The organism is Lysobacter sp. Soil_N_51 (assembly GCF_057655755.1).
The window spans coordinates 84,514-103,877 of sequence record NZ_JBDGLR010000009.1; the positions used below are offsets into that span (position 1 = coordinate 84,514).

Sequence of the window (19,364 nt, forward strand, 5' to 3'; positions counted from 1 at the left end):
CTATCGAATACGACATAAGGTCCTGCCTTGGTTCGCTTGATGGCGCCGGGCGCCGTTGCATGCGTTGCTACGTAAGTCGCGTCGCTCAGGGCGAACCGCTGCGCCGGATTTCCAGCGGCTTGCCGAAGACGTCGCGGCGGATGTACGTGGCCGCGTCGGTGGGCAGGTTCTGCTCGATCGGCACCGAGTACGACGGCGCGTCGAAGGCCTGGTAGCGGGTCACCACCGACTTCCCTCGCGGGTTGGTCACCTTCTGCTGCATGCCCGGCAGATACTCGGTGATGGTGCGCAGCACCCCGAGCTCGGAATCCTGGCGGACTTCGGTGGCGCGACCGAGTGCGTCGTACGAGGTCGCGGTGCCTGACATCGTCGAGTCGAAGTTGGCCACGCCATCCACGAATGGATTGCGCGGGTAGGAAGCGAACACCACCCGGCCTTCGTGGTCGTAGCGCTTGGCGCTCCAGCGCGTGGTCGCCTGCGGGCTGGCGGTGTCCTCTTCCTGCTCGGCGACAGGACGCCATAAGGCATCGAAGTACGTGGTCTTCTTGCGATTGCCGGTGGTGACCGTCTGGCGCCAATGACCGGCCGCCAAGCCCACTTCGGCCGCGGCGACCGGTTCGAAGCGCAGTACCGTGTCGTACCAGGCGACCGAGTCGCCGGTCGGGTAGACGATCTTGGCCAGTCGGCCGGCCGCGTCGTAGTCGTAGCTCTTTACGTAGCCGTTCTCGTCGGTGGTCGACCGGATCCAGCCGTTGTCGTCCACGGTCGCCGAGGCCGAGAAGCCATCTGCGTAGGCAACTGTCTGCGGCAGCCCGCGCTTCCAGTTCGAGAACGTGGTGACGTTGTTATTGCCGTCGGCCGCGGTCGCGATGGTGCCGTCGGCGTTGTAAGTCAGCGCCTGCTGCAACTTGCCGAAGGCGTAGCCGCGCAGCGGCAGGTCGGTGACCGCGTCGAACTCGGTGCGATCGGTCTCGATGCCGTTGGTGGTCGAGCGCTGCACCTGGCCCAACACCCAGCGGGTCAAGCCATCGCGGTACTCGGTAGTGTCGTTCTTGCTGAAGCCGAGCGTGTTCGACTTGGTGACCTTGGTCGGGCGAGCGAACTGGTCGAAACACAGGCCGGTCGCGCCGGTGCAGCTGCCGTCGACCTGCCAGGTGAACGTCGCGCCATCCTGGACGATGGTCTTCTTCTTCAACGGCCTGACCATCGACGAGGTCGAATCGTCACCGCCGATGAGTTCGCCGTAAAACCATGGAAACGGCATCGCCGTGCCGTTCGAGTACTGCACGTACTCGCTGGACTCGGCACGCAGCACCTTGTTGTCGGCACTGACGGTACGTGTACCCAGCGGCTGGCCGTCGTTGTATTCGTAGATGTAACCGAAATCGTGCAGGGTCAGGCTGCCGTCGGGATTACGCACGGTGACTGTTTTGGCGACCGAGCAGCCCGGACAGATTTGCAGCGGACCGTCGATGCGACCTACGCCCATGTCGCCATAGTCGTAGGTCCATTCGTGCGCGATGCCGCCGGTGCCGGTGACCGTCTTGCGGGCCAGTGCATAGACATCGAAGTAGTCGGAAATCAAAAGCTCGTGCGGCCCATCGGGATTGCCGTTGGTATTCTCGATCGCCGGTACGCAGGCATTGCTTGGGGTTCCAAACCGATGCAGTCGCGTGTACGGCAGCACGAAGGTTCCGACCGCGCCAGAAGGATGGGTCGCGGTCAGCGTGAATGTCTCCGGACCGAATTCGGGCTCGGCGCAATAGCCACCGTCGACATCGAGCGGGATGTAGTTCGGATTCAATCCGCCGTATTGCATCGGCATGTTGTAGCTGTAGCTCCAGGCCGACTGATCCGGCAGGGTCACGCCGGAAAGCAAGGGAAACCGGTTGATGCCCAGGGCTCCACCGCCTCCGGTGTAGCCGTATTGCCACACCCGGCCGTTGGCGCTGGCGCGCTTGATGGTGGCGCCGCCGTCGTACTCCAGATCGATGCGTCGGCCGTCGTCGGCGACGATGCTGAGCAATTGCCCGCCCTGCGCACCGCCATAGTTGTAGTTGACGCCGTTACCGAAGCGATCCTCGACCCGCGTGGCCATCAGATAGACCTTCATCCGGCCGAATCCGGGCCGGGTCCGGGTGCCTTTCATCGCACCGGCGCCACGGTAGGCCATCGTATTGAAGAAGTACTTGGTGCCGCTGGTGTCCACCCCGAAGAAGGCCTCGCCGGGATAGTTGTTGACACCGTTGGCGACGCAGCGAAAGCGCATGCCGTCGCGGGTGGAGCGAGTGTAGGCCTGCCCGTCGCTGGGCACCGCATTGCCGGTGGTGCCAAGGACCAGCATTTCCTGATCGCCGCTGCCAGGCAGATGGACGAAATTGCCTTGCCAGATGTCGCGCAGGCGATGATTGAAGGGAACCTTGGGCAACCAGTTGTCCGAGCACCGGTTATCGGCCGGTCGGCTGCCTTCATTCCATTGCGTGCTTGCCGGGAAGGTTCCATAGACGTAGGGCACGTCGATGTCCCAGGCGCCAAACCCACCCAGGTTGACCACTTCTTTCTTGGCCTCGACCTTGAAGCGCCGGATCAAACGCACCGGCAGGGCCGAGTTGCCGGGGATATCGATATCGGTGACAGCGAATTCGGTCGACCCGTTGTAGAGCGAGACGCTGTCGCCGAACAGATCCGAACTCAGCGCGGTGACCATCTCGGTCGCGCGGATACGCTTCTCGTATTCCACCGGCGGCATCAGCGGGGATTGCGCCCATACCGGACCGCACACGCACAGCAGCAACGCAACGCTCGGCTTGAGCGCCGTCGAAATACTCATCCCCATCCCCTTGATGCCCTGTCCATGACGGCCAGCGGACATCCGGCAACGCGCCGTTCAAAACAAGCACGTCAGCTGAATGCATACGGCCAGTTCTTTACTCAACCCCAGTTTGTCAGAACGCCCTCACTTTGTGTGCTTCGAACCTGTTCCTTTTCGGTCCTACGACTAAGCCGTTGGTCTAATGCTCGGCCAGCCCATTCACCCCATCCAAACCCCCACCCCGCCCATCTTCGCCTCCTCATATCTCCATCGCGCACCTAGAAACAACCAACGCGCATTTCCCAGCCCCCCTGGAACGCGATAGCGTCCAACCCCTCTGTCCCCACAACACGTTGCCGCCCACGCCACATGAGCGAGCAAGTCCTTACTCTGCCGACCTCCGCCACCCGCTGGCGCCGGCCGCTGCCCGGTCTCGGGCTCGGGCTGGGCCTCGGGCTGACCTGGCTCGGCCTGATCGTCCTGTTGCCGTTGGCCGCGCTGATCCTGCGATCGGGCGGGCTCGGCTTCGCCGGCTGGCTGCGCGCGATCTCCGATCCGCGGGTGATCGCCTCGCTCAAGGTCAGTTTCGGCGCCGCCTTCGTCGCCGCGGTCGTGGCGCTGGTGTTCGGCGCAGTGATCGCCTGGGTGCTGGTGCGCTATCGCTTCCCCGGCCGGCGGTTGATGGACGCGATGGTCGACCTGCCGTTCGCGCTGCCGACCGCGGTCGCCGGCATCACCCTGGCCGCGATCTACGACCAGAACGGCTGGGTCGGCCAATGGCTGCAACCGTTCGGCATCCAGTTGGTCAATAACGTCACCGGCATCGTGATCGCGTTGATCTTCATCGGCCTGCCGTTCGCGGTACGCACGGTGCAGCCGGTGCTGGAAACCCTCGGTCGCGAGCAGGAGGAAGCGGCGATCTCGCTCGGCGCCTCGCGCCTGACCGCGCTGCGGCGGGTGATCCTGCCCGAACTGCTGCCGGCGCTGCTGACCGGATTTTCGCTGGCGTTCGCGCGTGGGCTCGGCGAGTTCGGCTCGGTCATCTTCATCGCCGGCAACCTGCCGATGAAGACCGAGATCGCGCCGCTGCTGATCACCATCCGCCTGGAAGAGGACGGCGGCGTGACCGCCGCGATCGTGCTGGCGACCTTGTTGCTGTTGATGTCGTTCGCGTGTCTGGTCGCGATCAACGCCGCCTCGGCCTTGTTCGCGCACGGGAATCGCCGCGATGGCTGACGCAAGCACTGCACCCGCGCGCGATCCGCTGCAGGAACCGGCCTGGGTGCGCTGGACCCTGATCGGCCTGGCCACCGCGATCATGCTGTTGATCGTGGTCATGCCCTTGCTGATGTTGCTCGGCGCGGCATTCGGCAGCGGGCTCAAGGTCTGGTTCGCCGCGGTCAGCGAGCCGCACACGATCCACGCGCTCAAGCTGACCTTGCTCACCGCCGCGATCGTGGTGCCGGTCAATGCGATCTGCGGCGTGTTCACCGCGTGGGCGGTGACCCGTTTCGAATTCCGCGGCAAGCGCACCTTGATGGCGCTGATCGATCTGCCGTTCGCGGTGTCGCCGGTGGTCGCGGGCCTGTGCCTGGTGCTGTTGTTCAGCCCGACCCACGGTTATTTCGCCGACCTGCTCAATCATTACGACATCAAGATTTTGTTCGCCACGCCCGGGATCGTGCTGGCGACCATGTTCGTGACCTTCCCGTTCGTGGTGCGCGAGTTGATCCCATTGATGGAGCAACAAGGCAGCGACGAGGAACTGGCCGCGCGTTCGCTCGGCGCCAATGCCTGGACCATGTTCTTCCGCGTGACCCTGCCCAATATCAAGTGGGGTTTGTTGTACGGCGTGCTGTTGTGCAGCGCGCGCGCGATGGGCGAGTTCGGCGCGGTGACGGTGGTGTCGGGCAACGTCATGGGCCAGACCAATACGCTCTCGCTGCATGTCGAGGTGTTGTACAAACAGATGGGGGGCGAAGCGGCGGCGGCGTTCGCGGTGGCCTCGTTGCTGGCGGGCCTGGCCCTGGTCACGTTGGTGGTCAAGATCTGGCTGGAAGCGCGGCACGGCGACGCGCTAGCGCGCTCGCACCGAAGGCACTGACGCAGGCTGCGCTCGCTACTCGCTCCTCACTCCTCTGAACTCACTCCTCTCCACCGCTGCTACTGCTCGCTTCACCAGGTATCGCCACGAATGGATCTGCATCTCAAAGCCATCGCCAAGCGTTATGCGAACGTCGCCGCGCTCGACTCGGTCGATCTCGACGTCGTCTCGGGCGAACTGGTCGCGCTGCTGGGGCCGTCGGGCTCGGGCAAGACCACGCTGCTGCGCGTGATCGCCGGTCTGCTGCAACCCGACTCGGGCCAGCTGTTGTTCGGCGAACACGACGCGACCCGGCTGAGTCTGCGCGAACGCAATGTCGGTTTCGTGTTCCAGCACTACGCCTTGTTCAAGCACATGACCGTGGCCGAGAACATCGCCTTCGGCCTGCGCAGCCGACCCCGCGCGCGGCGGCCGGACAAGGCGACGATCGCCAAGCGCGTGCAGGAGCTGTTGAACCTGATCCAGTTGCCGGAACTCGGCGCGCGCTACCCCGAACAACTGTCCGGCGGGCAGAAGCAACGCGTCGCGCTGGCGCGCGCGCTGGCGATCGACCCGACCGTGCTGCTGCTCGACGAACCGTTCGGCGCGCTCGACGCCAAGGTGCGGGTGGAGCTGCGGCGCTGGTTGCGACGCCTGCACGAGCAAACCGGCCAGACCACCTTGTTCGTCACTCACGATCAGGAAGAGGCGCTGGAACTGGCCGATCGCGTGGTCGTGCTCAAGGACGGCCGGATCGAACAGATCGGCACGCCCGACGAGATCTACAGCGCGCCGGCCTCGGCCTACGTGTTCGACTTCATCGGCCGGGCCAATGTGATCGAAGGCCAGACCGAGGGCGGCGAGTTGTCGGTCAACGGCCACGCCCTGCGCCTGCCGGTGGACGGCAGCAGCCGCAGCCGCGCGCGCCTGTATGTGCGCCCGCACGACATCGCCCTGGTCGGCGAGGGCGAAGGTCTGCCGGCGCGGGTGATTTCCTCGCATCGGCTGGCCGAGCGGATCACCCTGGAACTGGTGGTCGACGGCCAGACCCGGCCGCTGGAGCTGGACCTTGTCGCCACGCCCGACGCGGTGACCCCGGCCTCGGGCAGCACGGTGCATGTGCGGCCGTTGCGGTATCGGGTGTATTCGGAATAAGCCAGATGAAGCCCGTCTCCCGCTTGCGGGAGAGGGGTTGGGGTGAGGGCACGCGACCCGGGCATTCACCTCTGCGCCCCTTCCCTCACCCCGGCCCTCTCCCGCAAGCGGGAGAGGGAGACAAGCGGGTCGGTCGTGTTGAACGCAGTGGCGGCTTGCCCGATCTGGCAGAACACAGCGTCGCCGCCCGCCCGCGACCCATGGTCGCAGGCCCCCGCTCGGCGCGGGAGTAAACTAGCCCCCATGACCTATCCCCACTCGCGCCCGCGGCGGATGCGCCGCGACGACTTCTCTCGCCGCCTGATGCGCGAGACCGTCCTCACCGCCAACGACCTGATCTATCCGGTCTTCGTCCACGAACTCGACGGCCGCGCGCCGGTCGGCTCCATGCCCGGCATCGAACGCCTGTCGATCGACGAGCTGCTGCGCGTGGCCGAACGCGCCAGCGAGCTGCGGGTGCCCGCGCTCGCGTTGTTCCCGGTCACCGCGCCGGAGGCGAAGTCGCTCGACGCCGCCGCCGCGTGGGACGACAACGGGCTGTGCCAGCGCGCGATCCGCGCGCTCAAGCAGCGCTTCCCGGACCTCGGCGTGATCACCGACGTCGCCCTCGACCCCTACACCACGCACGGTCAGGACGGGCTGGTCGACGACAGCGGCTACGTCATGAACGACGAAACCGTCGAAGCGCTGGTCAAGCAGGCGCTCTCGCACGCCGTCGCCGGCGCCGATGTCGTCGCGCCCAGCGACATGATGGACGGCCGCATCGGTCAGATCCGCAACGCGCTGGAACGCGACGGCCACATCCACACCCGCATCCTGGCCTACAGCGCCAAGTACGCATCGAGTTTTTACGGCCCGTTCCGCGATGCGGTCGGCTCGGCCGGCGCGCTCGGCAAGGGCAACAAGTACACCTATCAGATGGACCCGGCCAACAGCGACGAAGCGATGCGCGAGATCGCGCTCGATCTCGACGAAGGCGCCGACATGATCATGGTCAAGCCGGGCATGCCTTACCTCGACATCGTGCGCCGCGCGAAGGACGAGTTCGGCGCGCCGACCTTCGTCTATCAGGTCAGCGGCGAGTACGCGATGTTGCGCGCGGCCATACAGAACGGTTGGCTGGACGAACGCGGCTGCGTGCTGGAAGCGCTGACCTCGATCAAGCGCGCCGGCGCCGACGGTGTGCTGACCTATTTCGCGCTGGATGCGGCGCGGTGGATGCGCGAGGCGATCTGAGCCGTCGCGGTACGACGATGATTACGCGCGTGCATTCGTTGCTGGCGCGCACGCAACGCGAGTTCTTCGGCTTCAGTCGTCTGGCACCGATACTGGCTTCGCATCGGATGCCGCGTCGGTGTACGCGGCGTCCGGATTCGAGCGATGGTGCCCTGCGCGATCTCACGCGCCGCAAATCGCCGCGAGGCTGCAAGCAGCCCCGCGGCAACCTGCATCAATACGGGTAGAAAGTGCAGGGTTGCGTCACCCTCACGTTCAATTGCGAAGCAAAGCCGGACAACTGGCCGTCGCAATCGCTCTGAGTGAGGGCGACGATGTGCTCGTAACGGAACGTGTAGGTCAGCGTGGTGCCGTTCGGACCGGACACGCTATGCGGGTCGGCCCAGCGCACCGTGGCTTGCCAGGTGCCGAACGGCTGCGGCGGCTGCGGCGTGACCGGAAGGCCGCCGACCGGAGCGGCCATGGCCGGCGTCGCCAACAGCAACATCGAGAACAGCAGCCCCCCAAAACTACGTTTCATGTTGCTCATAAAGATCCTTTTTATTGCCACACAACGTGGCGGGGGAAGGATAGCGGCGCGCATCGCGATCGCGGTTCGCGACAGCGTCGCGGCATGCGCACGGCCGATGAGCGGCGAGCCGTCCGCGACTAGCGGAAACGCGCAAACGCAATCCTCCGACGAACGGCCAAACGCTCGTGCTGCAATGCGGCGCAGGCCGAACGCCAGCGCAACGGCGTCGTTCGCGCGCGTCCGTTTGTGTGTTCGCATCGCGTACAACGATGCTTCGCTGCGGCTCATGCACGACGCGGATGTTGCGCGCGCGAAACATCTGATGACGAATATTTCGCAAGCTTCGACGAACTGTGCGCGATGCCTCAGATTTCGACGATGCAGATCGGCGCTTCAGGATGCTCGCCGATCGAACGCGCCAGTTCGATCGCATCGTCGGGACCTTCGTCCGCTTGATGGAAGGCGGTGAGGATGTCGTAGCCGTCATCGCCGCCGGGCTCGCGGCCGTCGCGCAGACTCAGCTCGATGCAGGTCCAATCGATGATGTCCTCCAAGGCGGACGCATCGGCGCCGACCACGCCGACGTAACTCACGCCATCGCGCAGCCATGGCTCGACCCAGTGCGCAAGCGCCGCGCGGTCGCCGCTACGCGAATGCACCACGACCTTCTTTGCGAAGGCGCGGTCGCGAATCACCGCGCTGCTTTCGTCACGCAACCGTCCTGGCCGGTCGCGGCCGGCGCCTTCATCCGGTACAGATCCATCTTGCCGGCCTTCGGCGCCTTGGCCGAACCGCTGACCAACAGTTCGCCGGGCTTGTTCCAATCGAGCGCCGGTCCGAACGTGCTGCCCTCGGCGGTGTTGAACGACAACGCCAGCGGTGTCGCCTCGCCATAACGCGAACCATCGCACTGCGCGAGGTACAGCCGGATCGGATCGCTCTCGACGTTGCTGGAACGCGCGAACACGATGGCGCGGCCATCGCCGAGCCAGGCCGCGTCGAATTCGTCGGCGGCGGTGTTCACGCCCGGCACCGGCGTGGGGTCGGTGAAGGCGCGGCCGTTCCAGCTCGCGACGAACAGATCGTGCCGGCCCGCGCCGCCGAAACCGTTGCTGGCGAACAGCAGGTGCTTGCCGTCGCGGCTCGGGGTCGGCGCCCATTCGTCGCCGTGGCTGTTGACGCCGGGGCCGAGGTTTTCGGCCGCGCCGTAGCTTCCGTCGGCCTGCACCGCCGCGCGATACAGATCGTCGCCGCCTTGGCCGCCGGGCCGGTTGGAGAAGAAATACAGCCAGCGCCCGTCGGCGCTGAACAAGGGATCGAAATCGTTCTTCGCCGAGTTGATCGTCAGCGGCTCGGGCTGTTGCCAGCGGCCGTCGATCAGCTTCGCCTGCCACAGGTCCCAGCCGCCTGCGCCGCCCTTGCGGTCGGTGCTGCCCCAGACGATGCGTTGGCCGTCGGGACGAACCGCGCCGCGCACTTCGCTGTGCGGTGTCGAGACCACGCCCATGCCTTCGATGCCGAATTCCGACAGGGCGAAGGCGCTGCCGGCGAGGGTGCAGCCCAGCATCAGGCTCAGGCGGGAGATGGCGTTGCGCATGAGATGGGGGCTCGCGACGGGTGCTGGGAGTTTAGTCCGGCGGCGCGGTCGTCTGTCGTGGTCGAGCGCTGGCTTCTCGCGTCGGCGTCCCGACCCGGGCCTCGACCACACGGCGTTGGTCATGGGGCGACCCGGTGACCGGGTCCCGGACGATGCGGCGATCAGTGATTCACCATCGCCGCACATCCCACTGTGCGCAGTCGAAACCCGGCCCTTGCGGTCCGTGCCGAGTCGGGCGCCGACGCCGGCCGCGCGCTGGTCAGCCCGCGGGCGAGGAGTAGACTTCGGGGGAACCGGACCCTGGCGCGCCGCTCGGTGCGTCTTCCCCCAGGAAGGGTCATCCGTCCAGAGAGGCGCCTGCATGTCGATCGATTCGAATTCGTCCAGCCCGGTCCTGCGTTACGCGGTGTTCGGCCATCCGGTCGCGCACTCGCTGTCGCCGCGCATCCATGCCGCGTTCGCGCGGCAGTTCGGGATCGCGCTGGAGTACACCGCGATCGATGCGGCGCCGGAACGTTTCGACGTCGCCCTGGCCGAGTTCGCCGCCGAAGGCGGGCTGGGCGCCAACATCACCCTGCCGCTGAAGACGCGCGCGGCGAGCATCTGTTCGCAGCTGAGCGAACGCGCCCAGCGCGCCGGCGCGGTCAACACCTTGATCCGCAGCGCCACCGGCTGGGAAGGCGACAACACCGACGGCGTCGGCCTGATCCGCGATCTCACCGAACGCCATGGCCTGGACCTGCGTTCGCGCCGCACCCTGCTGATCGGTGCCGGCGGCGCCGCGCGCGGGGTGGCGCCGGCGCTGCTCGATGCCGGCATCGGCGATCTGTATATCGTCAACCGCACGCCCGAACGCGCCGATGCGCTGGCCGATGCGCTGGGTCTGCCGGGCCGGGTGCATCCGCGCTATCTCGCCGACGTCAACACGCTCGGCAATTTCGACCTGATCGTCAACGCGACCTCGGCCGCGCGCATCGATGCGATGCCGACCCTGCCGATGAGCCTGGCCACGCCGCGCACCGCGGCGGTCGATCTGAGCTACGGCGAAGTGGCGGTGCCGTTCCTGGCCTGGGCCAAGGTCGCCGGCGCGCACGATCGCGTCGACGGCCTGGGCATGCTGGTCGAACAGGCCGCCGAGAGTTTCGAACGCTGGCATCGCAAGCGTCCGGACACCGATCCGGTGTATGCGCAGTTGCGTCAGGGCGCGCTGGCGCTGGTCACCGCCGACTGATACTCGCTGAGGTTCGCATCGTTCGGCGACGGCGAACGGTCGCGTCAGCGCCGCAAGCCGTCCTTGGAAACCGCGATGAACTCCAACAACCTGTTCGTGGCGATGCTCGGCCCGCTGATGAGCTCGGCGCCGCACGTGCTGGTGTGCACGGTCGGCCTGGTGCTGTGCCTGGCGCGGCGAAGCGCATTGGGCAGCGCCGGTGTCTATGGCAGCCTGGGTTTCGCCTTGCTGATCGGCGGCTCGCTGATCGGCCTGACTGGTCAGGCCTGGTTTCTCTGGGGCCAACTGCACGAGGCAGCCACCCCGCACTCGATCGCGATCCGCATCGGCGCATTCGGCGTCGTCACCACGGTGATGCATGCCATCGCGATGGGACTGTTGGTCGCCGCGATCGTTGCGCGGCGGCCGGCGCAGGCGGCATGAGCGCCGTCGCGCGCGTCATGTCCTGTTGAGGCGATACCGATGTCGATACCAACCACGCAGGCCGACGCGACGCACCCCGACACCGTCTACCACTACGCCGATCCGGCCGACTGGGCGCGCGCGCAGGCGGAAGGCGTTTACGCGCCCGATGCGCTGCATCGCGAAGGGTTCCTGCATTGCGCGACCGGGGCGCAACTGGCCGGCGTGATCGAACGTCATCAACGCGGCCGCGGCGCTCGGGTGTTGCTGAGCCTGGACGCTGCCGCATTGGGCGATGCGCTGCGCTACGACTGGAGCGAGCGCAGCGGCGATCATTTCCCGCACGTCTACGGAGCGATCCCGCTGTCGGCGGTGCGCTCGGCCGAACCGTTTCTCGCGCCGGCATGAACGCGATCTGCCGCGACCGCTGCGGCGCGTGCTGCATCGCGCCGTCGATCACTTCGCCGATTCCGGGTATGCCGAACGGCAAACCAGCGGGCGTGGCCTGCGTGCAACTCGACGAGCAACTGCGCTGCCGATTGTTCGGCAAACCGGAGCGGCCGAAATTCTGCGGCTCGCTACAGCCTTCGTTCGAGATGTGCGGGCGCGATCGCGGCGAAGCGACGAGGACCTTGGATGCGTTGGAGCGGATGACGGCGCCAGGTTGAGGGGGGTGGTCGATCCGGCCGGGCTTCATCGGCGTCTCGACCGCAACGGCCCCGTGCTTTTGCCCCCTTTGACAAAGGGGGCGAACGGCCGCGAAGCGGACGTGGGGGATTTGCTGTTGCTGTTGCTGTTGCTTGGTGCCAGGAGCAAAAGCAAATCCCCCTGCCCGCTTTTGCAAAGGGGGAACAGCAAAAGCCTTACAGCAACCCGTCGCGCTTGACCGCCAGATACTTCTCCACCAGCGACGCGGCCAGTTGGTCGCAGCTCACGTCCAGCACCATCACGCCGTGGTTGCGCAGCGCTTCGTGCGCGGCCACGCGCAGTTCCAGGTACTGCGCGGTCGCGCCGGCGCGGATCGCGCCGGACAGGTCTTCGACGTCTTCGCTCAAGGCCTGGTCCAATGAGCCTTCGCGCAGACTCGCCACGCACACCAGATGCCGGCCGCGCAGCATGCGCACCGCGGCGAGCAAGTCGTCCATATCCTCGTCGCGCAGGTTGGTCACCAGCATCACCAGCGAACGTCGGCGCTGACGCAGCGACAGTTCGGTCGCCGCGGCCAGGAAGTCGGTCGCGATCGGCTGCGGCTGCAAGGCGTAACTGGCGCGCAGCAGGTTGTCGATCGCGCCGACGCCGCGTTGCGGCGGCACCCAGCGGCTTTCGCCGCCGCTGGCGAGCAGGCCCACGCCGTCGCCCTGGCGCAGCGCGAGATACGCCACCACCAAGGCCGCATCGAGCACATGATCGAAATGCGAATGCTCGCCGTCGCGCGCCATCAGGCGGCGGCCGGTGTCGAGCATCAGCACCAGTTGCTGGTTGCGTTCGTCCTGGTACTCGCGCGAGATCAGACGGCGCGCACGCGCGGTCGCTTTCCAGTCGATCTGGCGCAGGCTGTCGCCGACGCGGTACTCGCGCATCTGATGGAAGTCGGTGCCTTCGCCGCGACGGCGCTTGACGTGCGCGCCGACCAGGCGCGAAGCCTGTTCGGCGCTGAACATCGCGAACTTGGCCAGCGGCGCGAAGTTCGGAAACACGCGCACGCGCTGCAGGTCGCCGGACACCCGCGATTGCCACCACAATCCCCATGGCGAATGCAGGCGCAACTGCACGCCGTCGAACTGGAAATCGCCACGGGTATTCGCGCGCAGTTCGTAGTCGAAACTCGCGCGCTCGCCGCGGCGAAGATCGAGCCGGCGCGGCAGGTTGCGCAGCGCCCAGCCGCCGGGATGCAGATCGAACGCGTCCAGTCGTTGCCGGCGCGAGGAGGTCTCGAACGTCAAGGTGACCGGGCGCTCGACGCCGATCGCCCAGGTGTCGTGCATGCGCCGTTCGACCGTCGGGGTCGGCGCGCGCAGCAGCCGCGCCAGATCGGCGAGCAGAATCAGCGCGATCGCCAGCGTCAGCCACTGCCACACATACGGCGCCAGCCAGCCCGCGCTCGCGGCTAGGCCGACCGCCGACCACGGCACCACCAGCCACGCCCAGCGCGGCGACGGCCGCGCCCAGCCGCGTCGCGGCAATGCGCGATCGCGCGGCACCGACAGCGCGGCGGCCGGCGAGGCGACGGGCAACGGCGGCGGCACGCCTGCTTTCATCAAGGTGCACTCATTGACGCGGCGCTTCCACCGTGGCGAGCAACGCGTGCAGCACGTCGTCGGGCGACTGGCCTTCGATCTGCAGCTCCGGCGCCAGCGCGATGCGATGGCGCAGCACCGGCTTGGCGATTTCGCGCACGTCGTCGGGGGTGACGAAATCGCGCTCGGACAGCACCGCCTGCGCGCGCGCCGCGCGGATCAGGCCGAGGCTGCCGCGCGGACCGGCGCCGAGCGAGATGCCGGCCCAGTCGCGGGTCTTGCCGACGATGCGCACCACGTAATCGATGACCGCCTCGTCCACCCGCACCAGCGCGGTGCCCTGCTGCATCGCCACGATCTCTTCCGGACCGAGCACGCGCCGCACCTGCGACAGATCGAAGTCCGACGCGCTGCGGCCCAGGCTGACCGCGGTGACCATGCGCTTTTCGTCGGCGCGGCTGGGGTAGTCGATCAGGATCTTCAACAGGAAACGATCGAGCTGCGCTTCGGGCAGCGGATAGGTGCCTTCCTGTTCGACCGGGTTCTGCGTCGCCAGGGTCAAAAACGGCGGTGGCAGTTCGAAACTGTGGCCTTCGATGGTGACCTGCAGTTCCTGCATCGCTTCGAGCAAGGCCGACTGGGTCTTGGCCGGGGCGCGGTTGATTTCGTCGGCCAACAGCAAGTTGGTGAAAACAGGGCCGCGACGGATATTGAAGCTCTCCGTCTTGGGGTCGTACACCGCGTGGCCGCTGATATCGCTCGGCATCAGATCGGGGGTGAACTGCACGCGCGCATAGCCGCAGTCCAAGGCCTTGGACAGCGCGCGCACCACCAGGGTCTTGCCCAGGCCGGGCACACCTTCGAGCAGCGCGTGGCCGCCGGCGAGCAGCGCGATCAGGATCTGGTCGAGCACGTCGGCCTGGCCGATGAAGGCCTTGCTGACTTCGTCGCGCACGGCGGCGGCGCGTTGCGCCAGCGCGGTGCCGGTGATCGGAACGAGCGGGGCGGCGTCGAGGCTCATAAGCGGTTTCTCATGCGGATCAAAGTGGCGATGCGGGTGCGGAACGCGGCGTGGTCGCGCGTCAGCGGCTGGGTCAGGGCGTCGCCGATCGCGGCGGCGCCCAGGGTCGGGTCTTGCTTGTAGCGCTCCACCAGCAGCGCGACCTGTTCCTGGCCCTGCTGCGCGGCGGCGTACGGATCGCGACGGCGCAGGCGCAGCAGGAAGGCGCGGCGCGCGGCTTCGTACAGGATCGCGCCGTAGCCGTAGCGGTAGATGTGTTCGCCGCTGGCGACGATGTGTTCGAGCAGCGAGCGCCGCTCCAGCGCCGGCGCGGGCCGCAGCGGGCCGAAGCGCTGGGTGCGCTGCCACAGCCAACCCAGCAGCCACAACAGCAACGGCAACCAGGCCATCCAGCTGTTGAAGATCAGGGTCTTCCACAGCGACGGCACTTCCGCCGCGTAGATCAGATGGATGGTGCCGGCGCGGTAGTTCGGCGCCAGCAGTTGCCGCGCGAATGCCGCGTTGGCCGGCGCGGCGATTTCGTCGGTGCCGAAATTGAACGCGCTCAGCAAGGGATTGGCATTGCCGCGATTGGACAGGAAATCCATGTCGGCGAGCACGTCGACCGATCCCTTGCCGCGCGGGAAGCGCGCATAGACGTAGGCTTCGTCTTCATCGCCCCAGGCGTAGTCGGGATCGACGTCGCTGTTGTAGTAGTAGAACCGGCGCGCGTTGCAGAACAGGCTCTGCTGCTCGAGCCCGCGTTCGTACAGGCCGACGCAGTCGTTGCGCTGGTCCTGCGGGTTGCTGTCTTCGGCGTCGAGCAAGGTCAGTCCGAGCGTCTCGAGCACCGGCACCGGCGACTCGCCGAGCTTGTCGCGCAGCGGCGGCGTGCGCACGATCAGATGGCCGCCGCGTTCGACCCAGCCGAGCAGTGCGTCGGCATCGGCTTTCGACAGCGTGCGCGGGTCGCGGTAGATCAGCACCGTGTCGCGCGGCTGCAGCGGGTGCAGGGCCAGCGCCAGGCGCTGACGCGCGTCGACCTTGACCTTGTCGTTGCGCAAGGCCAGCTTGAGGATGTACAGCGGGTTGCTGGCCGCTTCGCCGCTGCGCGGCTCGTCGATCTCTTCCTCGACCTTGACGTAGTTGCTGCGCCACAGCGAAACGCCGAGCAGCAGCGCGGCGATCAGTACCACCGCGCCGACGAGGGTGAACACCAGATTGCGGTTCATACCGCCCACCCGAAGCGCTGGCTGAGCTGGCCGACCAGATCGTCGAAGTCCTGCGATTCGGGCAGGCTTTCGGCGTAGGCCGCGTACTGCCAGGTGCGCACGGCCCGCGCGAACACGTCGCGGTCCTCGGCCGAGCCGAGCTTGCGCGAGGCGCGCAGGCACTGCGCCTCGGTCGCGCCGGGCACCAGCACGATGTCGGCGCGCTTGGCCATCGACTCGACCGCCGCGCGGTACATCAGCGCGAGCGCATCGCGATGGCGACCGGCCTGCCACAGGCGGCGGATCGCGGTGGGAAGATTGTCGGGCAGCGGCTCGGGTTCGCTGTGCACCGCGGTGCGCACGCCGGGCGGCGCCTGCTCTTCTTCGCTGGCGCCGCCGCGGAACCAGCCCAGCCAGCGGCCGAGGCTCAGCAACAGCAGGCCGACGATCACCGCCAATACCGCCCACATCAGCACTTTCGCCACCGCGGCCAGTCCGCCGCCGAGGCCTTCGAACTTGGACGGATCGACCGGCTTGGGCGGGTCTTTCTTTTTGTTCTTGGCTTCGTGCTTGGGCTTCCACACCATCTGCTTGCGCTTGGGCGCGACCGTGGGGTCCTTCATCGCCTTGGCGACCGCATCGCGCATGGCGCGGTCGTCGCTGCGCTGCTCGCCGTAGATCTCGTTCAAGGTCGATGGCAGGCGCTTGGCTTTCTTGCCGTCGACCAGGCCACGGATCGGCGCGCTGGCCGGCTCGTACTGTTCTTCGTCGCCTTCTTCATCCTCGCCGCTCGCCTGCGCGGACGGCGCCTGCTCCGACGGTGACTGCATCGCGGATGCGTCGGGCGATGCCGGCTGCTGCGCCTGCGCATCGGCCAACCAGCCGAAGGTCAGGCACAAGGCCAGGAAACTCGGCGCCGCCGCCGCGGCCAGGCGCGCGCGCAGGCGGCGGAACACGATCTCGATGTCCCAGCCTTCGATATCGGTGCGGCGATTGAGGTACAGGCCGAAGCCGGCGCCGACATAGAACGGCTCGATCACGCTGACCGCGATCCAGGCCACCAGGTTCAACATCGCGTTGAACCACTGCGACTGTTCGGTGAACGATTCCAGCAAGGCCTTGAAGGTGTCGGGCAGGTAGTCGAACGGGATGAACATCATCGCGCCGAGCAAGGTGCCGATCACCAGCAGGATTTCGAAATGCACGCACACCAGGGTCAGCAGCGCGCACATGCCGTAGACCGGCGCGCCCAACGCGGCGCGGCGCTGGCGCGCCTCGCTGCCGCTGCCGCCTTCGAGCAGATCCACCGGCAGGTAAAGCGAACGCGCCGGGCCGAGCCGGCGCCAGGTCAGGTACGGCAACCACCAGCGCGCGCCCCAGCGGAACTGGGCGCGCGCGGTCTGCTGCGTGCTCGGGGTTTCGCCGAACACCGCGCGCGAGATCACGAACAGCGGGATGCGGTCGAACCACGGCTTGAGCCACCACATCAGCAGGCCAGACAACCACAGCAGGTCCAGTGCCCAGCCGAGCGCGTTGAGCAGCACCAGGATCGGCACGGTCACCAGCAGCCAGGGTTTCCAGATCGCGCCGGCGTGGCGGCGCACCAGGGCCATGCCGAGTTCGGCGGCTTCCCAGGAGGTGCGCGGACGCAGGGTGACGGTGAGCGCTTCGAGTTTCATGCGGCGTCTTCGTCGTCGCGATGGATCGCGTTGCGGCCGCCGCGCAGCAGCCAGACGAACACCAGCAGCCACAGGACCGCGCCGACCGCGTACTTGACCGGCGCCGGGATGCTGGAAATCGACGACCAGAACGCTTCGACGAAGGCCGCGAACACCAGCATCGCGAACACGCCGATGCAGATCTTGGCGCCGCGCCGGCCGCCGTGGATCAGCGAATCGATGCGCCGGCGCTGGCCTGGCGCGATCAGGCTCAGACCCAGACGCAGGCCGGCGCCGCCGGAGATCACGATCGCGGTGAGTTCGGGCGCCGAATGGCCGGCGACGAAACGCCAGAACGGATCGCCGTGGCCGACCGCCTGCAGGTGGCCGGCGACGCCGCCGATCATGATGCCGTTGAAGATCAGCACGAATACCGTGCCCAGCCCGGCCAGCAAGCCGCTGGCGAAGGTCTGGAAGCCGATGCCGACGTTGTTGCCGATGTAATGGGCGAACATCTGCAGATCGTCTTCGTTGGTACGGCCCAGGTCGCCCTTGCCGGCCGGGTCGTACATCTGCTCGAAGTTGGCCAGGTTTTGCGCGTTGAACAGGCCGGCGGCGAGGTCGGGCTTGATCTGGATGGCGATGAAGATGCTCACCAGCGGCACCACGAACAGCAGCGCCGCGGCCAGCATGCAGCGGGCCTCGGCGCGCACCAGCCGCGGAAAGCCGGCCAGCAGGAATTCGACCGCGCGCCGCCAATGCACCGGCTTGGTCTGGTACAGCACGCTGTGGCCGCGCTGCATCAACTGCTGCAGGCGGTCGGTGACCACCGCGCTGTAACCGCGCCGCCGCGCCAGCGCGAGCTGCTGGCACAGCCGGCGATGGCGCGCGGGCAGTTCGTCGTCGGCGATGCCGGTCCATTCGCGCCGATGGCGGCGCGCGTCGCGCGCGCTGACCGAGCGTTTTTCCAGCCACAGCTCGAAATCGCGCCATTCGGCCTGGTGGCGTTCGACGAAGCGTTCCTGTCTCATCGGCGGCCCAGCAACCAGTTGGCGATGCCGTACAGGCGCACGACCGCGGCCTGGCCACGCGACAAGGTCAGCGGTTCGACCAGTTCGGCCAGTTCGGCCTGGCGCGCGGCGGTCAAGCGCGGCGCGCGTTCGGCGAAGGCGACCACGGCCGCCTGTTCGTGCTGCAGCAGGACGATGGTCGGCGCGAGCGCGGGCGCGACCTGCGCTTCGTACAACGTTTGTTGGCGCGCGGCGTGGACGACCAACGTGCCGGCGACCATGTCGCCCAGGCGCCGGCCCCAGGGATCGATCAGGCTGGTCACCAGACCGACCGCGTAACCGACCGGCAACGCATCGACCACGCGCAGCAGATTGCGGGTGAACGAGGCCATCCAGCCGACCGGAGCGCCGTCGGCGGCGACCACGCGCAGGCCCAGCGCCCACTTGCCGGGCGTGCGGCCCTGCATCAGCACCTCGAACAGGACCATGTAGAACCAGCTCAGCACGAAGGTCACCAGCATCAGGATCGCGTAACCGGCGCCGCCGAACAGCGCGGTCAGCAGTTGGTACAGCGCCAGGTAGATCGCGATGCGCGCGATCAGGTCCAGCACGTAGGCCAGCGCGCGCGGCAACGGCCCGGCCGCGCGCAGGTGCAACGCCACGCCCTCGGGCGTCACCACATGGCGGTAGGTGTCGAGCATCAGACGATGACGACCTTGGTGTCGGCGAACAGGTCGTGCAGGCAGCGGCTTTCCTCGCCGAAGATCCAGCACACGTTGACGATCGCGAAGATCAAACCGACGCACGGCACCTGTTCGAGCAGGCCGACCACCAGCATGCGCAGGCCGAAGATGCGGCCGAAGCTGGCATCGGTGCCGTCGTTGCGCACGATCTTGATCCGCATCCAGCGCTTGCCGAGGGTCTGCGAGGACTGCGCCAGCAATACCAGCTGATAGACGAACAAGCCCAGCATCGCCACCGGAACGATCAGCATCATCGCCATCTGCACCGGCGAGGGCTCCTTGCTATGCGGGTCGATCGCCACCGCGATCAGCATCGGCAGCATGCAGGCCATCATCAGGCCGCCGTCGATCAGGCGCGCGACCAGGCGAATCCACGGATCGGCCTTGATGGTGCGGTCGTCCACCCACGCATGGGCCGGCAACGGCGGCGGTGCGCTCGGCGCGGCGTACGGATTCTGCAAGTCTTCCATGCGTTACC

General features: G+C 67.2%; 19 protein-coding genes. 8 read left to right on the forward strand and 11 right to left on the reverse strand.

Annotation, left to right across the window (positions count from 1 at the left end):
- Positions 1-85: 85 nt before the first annotated feature.
- The gene (locus AC3A4T_RS18060; protein ID WP_487676630.1) at positions 86-2,830 is read right to left on the reverse strand and encodes an RHS repeat protein; all 2,745 of its coding nucleotides are present in this window, start codon (positions 2,828-2,830) and stop codon (positions 86-88) included.
- Between the two features lie 351 nt (positions 2,831-3,181).
- Here AC3A4T_RS18060 and cysT point away from each other — a divergent pair, with 351 nt between their 5' ends.
- The 4 genes from cysT (at position 3,182) to hemB (ending at position 7,286) form a co-directional block, all read left to right on the forward strand.
- Complete coding sequence (gene cysT, locus AC3A4T_RS18065) at positions 3,182-4,048, forward strand: sulfate ABC transporter permease subunit CysT (RefSeq protein WP_487676631.1); 867 nt, start codon at positions 3,182-3,184, stop codon at positions 4,046-4,048.
- A complete protein-coding gene (gene cysW / locus AC3A4T_RS18070; protein ID WP_487676632.1) occupies positions 4,041-4,916 on the forward strand; it encodes a sulfate ABC transporter permease subunit CysW in 876 nt (291 codons plus the stop codon). The genes cysT and cysW overlap by 8 nt, the downstream gene beginning before the upstream one ends.
- Before the next feature lie 90 nt (positions 4,917-5,006).
- On the forward strand, positions 5,007-6,050 hold the full coding sequence (locus tag AC3A4T_RS18075) for a sulfate/molybdate ABC transporter ATP-binding protein (RefSeq protein ID WP_487676633.1): 1,044 nt from the start codon (positions 5,007-5,009) through the stop codon (positions 6,048-6,050).
- Positions 6,051-6,293: 243 nt separating this feature from the next.
- Positions 6,294-7,286, forward strand: coding sequence for a porphobilinogen synthase (hemB, locus tag AC3A4T_RS18080; RefSeq protein WP_487676634.1), 993 nt, complete (start codon positions 6,294-6,296; stop codon positions 7,284-7,286).
- A 214-nt stretch (positions 7,287-7,500) separates the two neighbouring features.
- On the opposite strand, the gene AC3A4T_RS18085 is transcribed toward hemB, so the two are convergent.
- From AC3A4T_RS18085 to AC3A4T_RS18095, 3 genes are all read right to left on the reverse strand, one after another.
- Complete coding sequence (locus tag AC3A4T_RS18085; RefSeq protein WP_487676635.1) at positions 7,501-8,085, reverse strand: hypothetical protein; 585 nt, start codon at positions 8,083-8,085, stop codon at positions 7,501-7,503.
- A 77-nt stretch (positions 8,086-8,162) separates the two neighbouring features.
- The gene (locus AC3A4T_RS18090) at positions 8,163-8,492 is read right to left on the reverse strand and encodes a DUF7684 family protein (protein WP_487676636.1); all 330 of its coding nucleotides are present in this window, start codon (positions 8,490-8,492) and stop codon (positions 8,163-8,165) included.
- Positions 8,489-9,394 carry a TolB family protein gene (locus AC3A4T_RS18095; protein WP_487676637.1) on the reverse strand — a complete coding sequence of 302 codons (906 nt, stop codon included), beginning with the start codon at positions 9,392-9,394 and terminating at the stop codon, positions 8,489-8,491. The genes AC3A4T_RS18090 and AC3A4T_RS18095 overlap by 4 nt, the downstream gene beginning before the upstream one ends.
- Before the next feature lie 361 nt (positions 9,395-9,755).
- Here AC3A4T_RS18095 and aroE point away from each other — a divergent pair, with 361 nt between their 5' ends.
- The 4 genes from aroE (at position 9,756) to AC3A4T_RS18115 (ending at position 11,695) form a co-directional block, all read left to right on the forward strand.
- Positions 9,756-10,625, forward strand: a complete 870-nt coding sequence (aroE, locus tag AC3A4T_RS18100; RefSeq protein WP_487676638.1) for a shikimate dehydrogenase — start codon at positions 9,756-9,758, stop codon at positions 10,623-10,625.
- 75 nt (positions 10,626-10,700) lie between these two features.
- Positions 10,701-11,048, forward strand: a complete 348-nt coding sequence (locus AC3A4T_RS18105; protein WP_487676639.1) for a hypothetical protein — start codon at positions 10,701-10,703, stop codon at positions 11,046-11,048.
- 39 nt (positions 11,049-11,087) lie between these two features.
- Positions 11,088-11,435, forward strand: coding sequence for a DUF952 domain-containing protein (locus AC3A4T_RS18110; RefSeq protein WP_487676640.1), 348 nt, complete (start codon positions 11,088-11,090; stop codon positions 11,433-11,435).
- Positions 11,432-11,695: a YkgJ family cysteine cluster protein gene (locus tag AC3A4T_RS18115; RefSeq protein WP_487676641.1), complete on the forward strand. Its 264-nt coding sequence runs from the start codon at positions 11,432-11,434 to the stop codon at positions 11,693-11,695. The genes AC3A4T_RS18110 and AC3A4T_RS18115 overlap by 4 nt, the downstream gene beginning before the upstream one ends.
- A gap of 195 nt (positions 11,696-11,890) precedes the next feature.
- On the opposite strand, the gene AC3A4T_RS18120 is transcribed toward AC3A4T_RS18115, so the two are convergent.
- From AC3A4T_RS18120 to AC3A4T_RS18150, 7 genes are read right to left on the reverse strand one after another with little or no spacing between them, the layout of a single operon-like run.
- Positions 11,891-13,285, reverse strand: coding sequence for a DUF58 domain-containing protein (locus AC3A4T_RS18120; protein ID WP_487676642.1), 1,395 nt, complete (start codon positions 13,283-13,285; stop codon positions 11,891-11,893).
- A 10-nt stretch (positions 13,286-13,295) separates the two neighbouring features.
- Positions 13,296-14,285, reverse strand: a complete 990-nt coding sequence (locus AC3A4T_RS18125; RefSeq protein WP_056110472.1) for an AAA family ATPase — start codon at positions 14,283-14,285, stop codon at positions 13,296-13,298.
- Positions 14,282-15,496, reverse strand: a complete 1,215-nt coding sequence (locus tag AC3A4T_RS18130) for a DUF4350 domain-containing protein (RefSeq protein ID WP_487676643.1) — start codon at positions 15,494-15,496, stop codon at positions 14,282-14,284. Before AC3A4T_RS18130 ends, AC3A4T_RS18125 begins: the two co-directional genes overlap by 4 nt.
- Positions 15,493-17,154: a DUF4129 domain-containing protein gene (locus AC3A4T_RS18135; protein ID WP_487676644.1), complete on the reverse strand. Its 1,662-nt coding sequence runs from the start codon at positions 17,152-17,154 to the stop codon at positions 15,493-15,495. The genes AC3A4T_RS18130 and AC3A4T_RS18135 overlap by 4 nt, the downstream gene beginning before the upstream one ends.
- Positions 17,151-18,164 (reverse strand): stage II sporulation protein M, encoded by a 1,014-nt coding sequence (locus AC3A4T_RS18140; RefSeq protein WP_487676645.1) that lies wholly within the window; start codon positions 18,162-18,164, stop codon positions 17,151-17,153. Before AC3A4T_RS18140 ends, AC3A4T_RS18135 begins: the two co-directional genes overlap by 4 nt.
- Complete coding sequence (locus AC3A4T_RS18145; protein ID WP_487676646.1) at positions 18,161-18,844, reverse strand: RDD family protein; 684 nt, start codon at positions 18,842-18,844, stop codon at positions 18,161-18,163. The genes AC3A4T_RS18140 and AC3A4T_RS18145 overlap by 4 nt, the downstream gene beginning before the upstream one ends.
- The gene (locus AC3A4T_RS18150; protein ID WP_487676647.1) at positions 18,844-19,356 is read right to left on the reverse strand and encodes an RDD family protein; all 513 of its coding nucleotides are present in this window, start codon (positions 19,354-19,356) and stop codon (positions 18,844-18,846) included. Before AC3A4T_RS18150 ends, AC3A4T_RS18145 begins: the two co-directional genes overlap by 1 nt.
- Between the last annotated feature and the right edge of the window lie 8 nt (positions 19,357-19,364).

Coding starts and splice junctions, on each gene's coding strand:
- AC3A4T_RS18105 (WP_487676639.1), top strand. CDS start 10,701: ATGAACTCCAACAACCTGTTCGTGGCGATGCTCGGCCCGCTGATGAGC.
- AC3A4T_RS18135 (WP_487676644.1), bottom strand. CDS start 17,154: ATGAAACTCGAAGCGCTCACCGTCACCCTGCGTCCGCGCACCTCCTGG.
- cysW (WP_487676632.1), top strand. CDS start 4,041: ATGGCTGACGCAAGCACTGCACCCGCGCGCGATCCGCTGCAGGAACCG.
- AC3A4T_RS18145 (WP_487676646.1), bottom strand. CDS start 18,844: ATGCTCGACACCTACCGCCATGTGGTGACGCCCGAGGGCGTGGCGTTG.
- AC3A4T_RS18095 (WP_487676637.1), bottom strand. CDS start 9,394: ATGCGCAACGCCATCTCCCGCCTGAGCCTGATGCTGGGCTGCACCCTC.
- AC3A4T_RS18120 (WP_487676642.1), bottom strand. CDS start 13,285: ATGAAAGCAGGCGTGCCGCCGCCGTTGCCCGTCGCCTCGCCGGCCGCC.
- AC3A4T_RS18110 (WP_487676640.1), top strand. CDS start 11,088: ATGTCGATACCAACCACGCAGGCCGACGCGACGCACCCCGACACCGTC.
- AC3A4T_RS18115 (WP_487676641.1), top strand. CDS start 11,432: ATGAACGCGATCTGCCGCGACCGCTGCGGCGCGTGCTGCATCGCGCCG.
- AC3A4T_RS18130 (WP_487676643.1), bottom strand. CDS start 15,496: ATGAACCGCAATCTGGTGTTCACCCTCGTCGGCGCGGTGGTACTGATC.
- AC3A4T_RS18075 (WP_487676633.1), top strand. CDS start 5,007: ATGGATCTGCATCTCAAAGCCATCGCCAAGCGTTATGCGAACGTCGCC.
- aroE (WP_487676638.1), top strand. CDS start 9,756: ATGTCGATCGATTCGAATTCGTCCAGCCCGGTCCTGCGTTACGCGGTG.
- hemB (WP_487676634.1), top strand. CDS start 6,294: ATGACCTATCCCCACTCGCGCCCGCGGCGGATGCGCCGCGACGACTTC.
- AC3A4T_RS18150 (WP_487676647.1), bottom strand. CDS start 19,356: ATGGAAGACTTGCAGAATCCGTACGCCGCGCCGAGCGCACCGCCGCCG.
- AC3A4T_RS18060 (WP_487676630.1), bottom strand. CDS start 2,830: ATGAGTATTTCGACGGCGCTCAAGCCGAGCGTTGCGTTGCTGCTGTGC.
- AC3A4T_RS18085 (WP_487676635.1), bottom strand. CDS start 8,085: ATGAGCCGCAGCGAAGCATCGTTGTACGCGATGCGAACACACAAACGG.
- cysT (WP_487676631.1), top strand. CDS start 3,182: ATGAGCGAGCAAGTCCTTACTCTGCCGACCTCCGCCACCCGCTGGCGC.
- AC3A4T_RS18125 (WP_056110472.1), bottom strand. CDS start 14,285: ATGAGCCTCGACGCCGCCCCGCTCGTTCCGATCACCGGCACCGCGCTG.
- AC3A4T_RS18140 (WP_487676645.1), bottom strand. CDS start 18,164: ATGAGACAGGAACGCTTCGTCGAACGCCACCAGGCCGAATGGCGCGAT.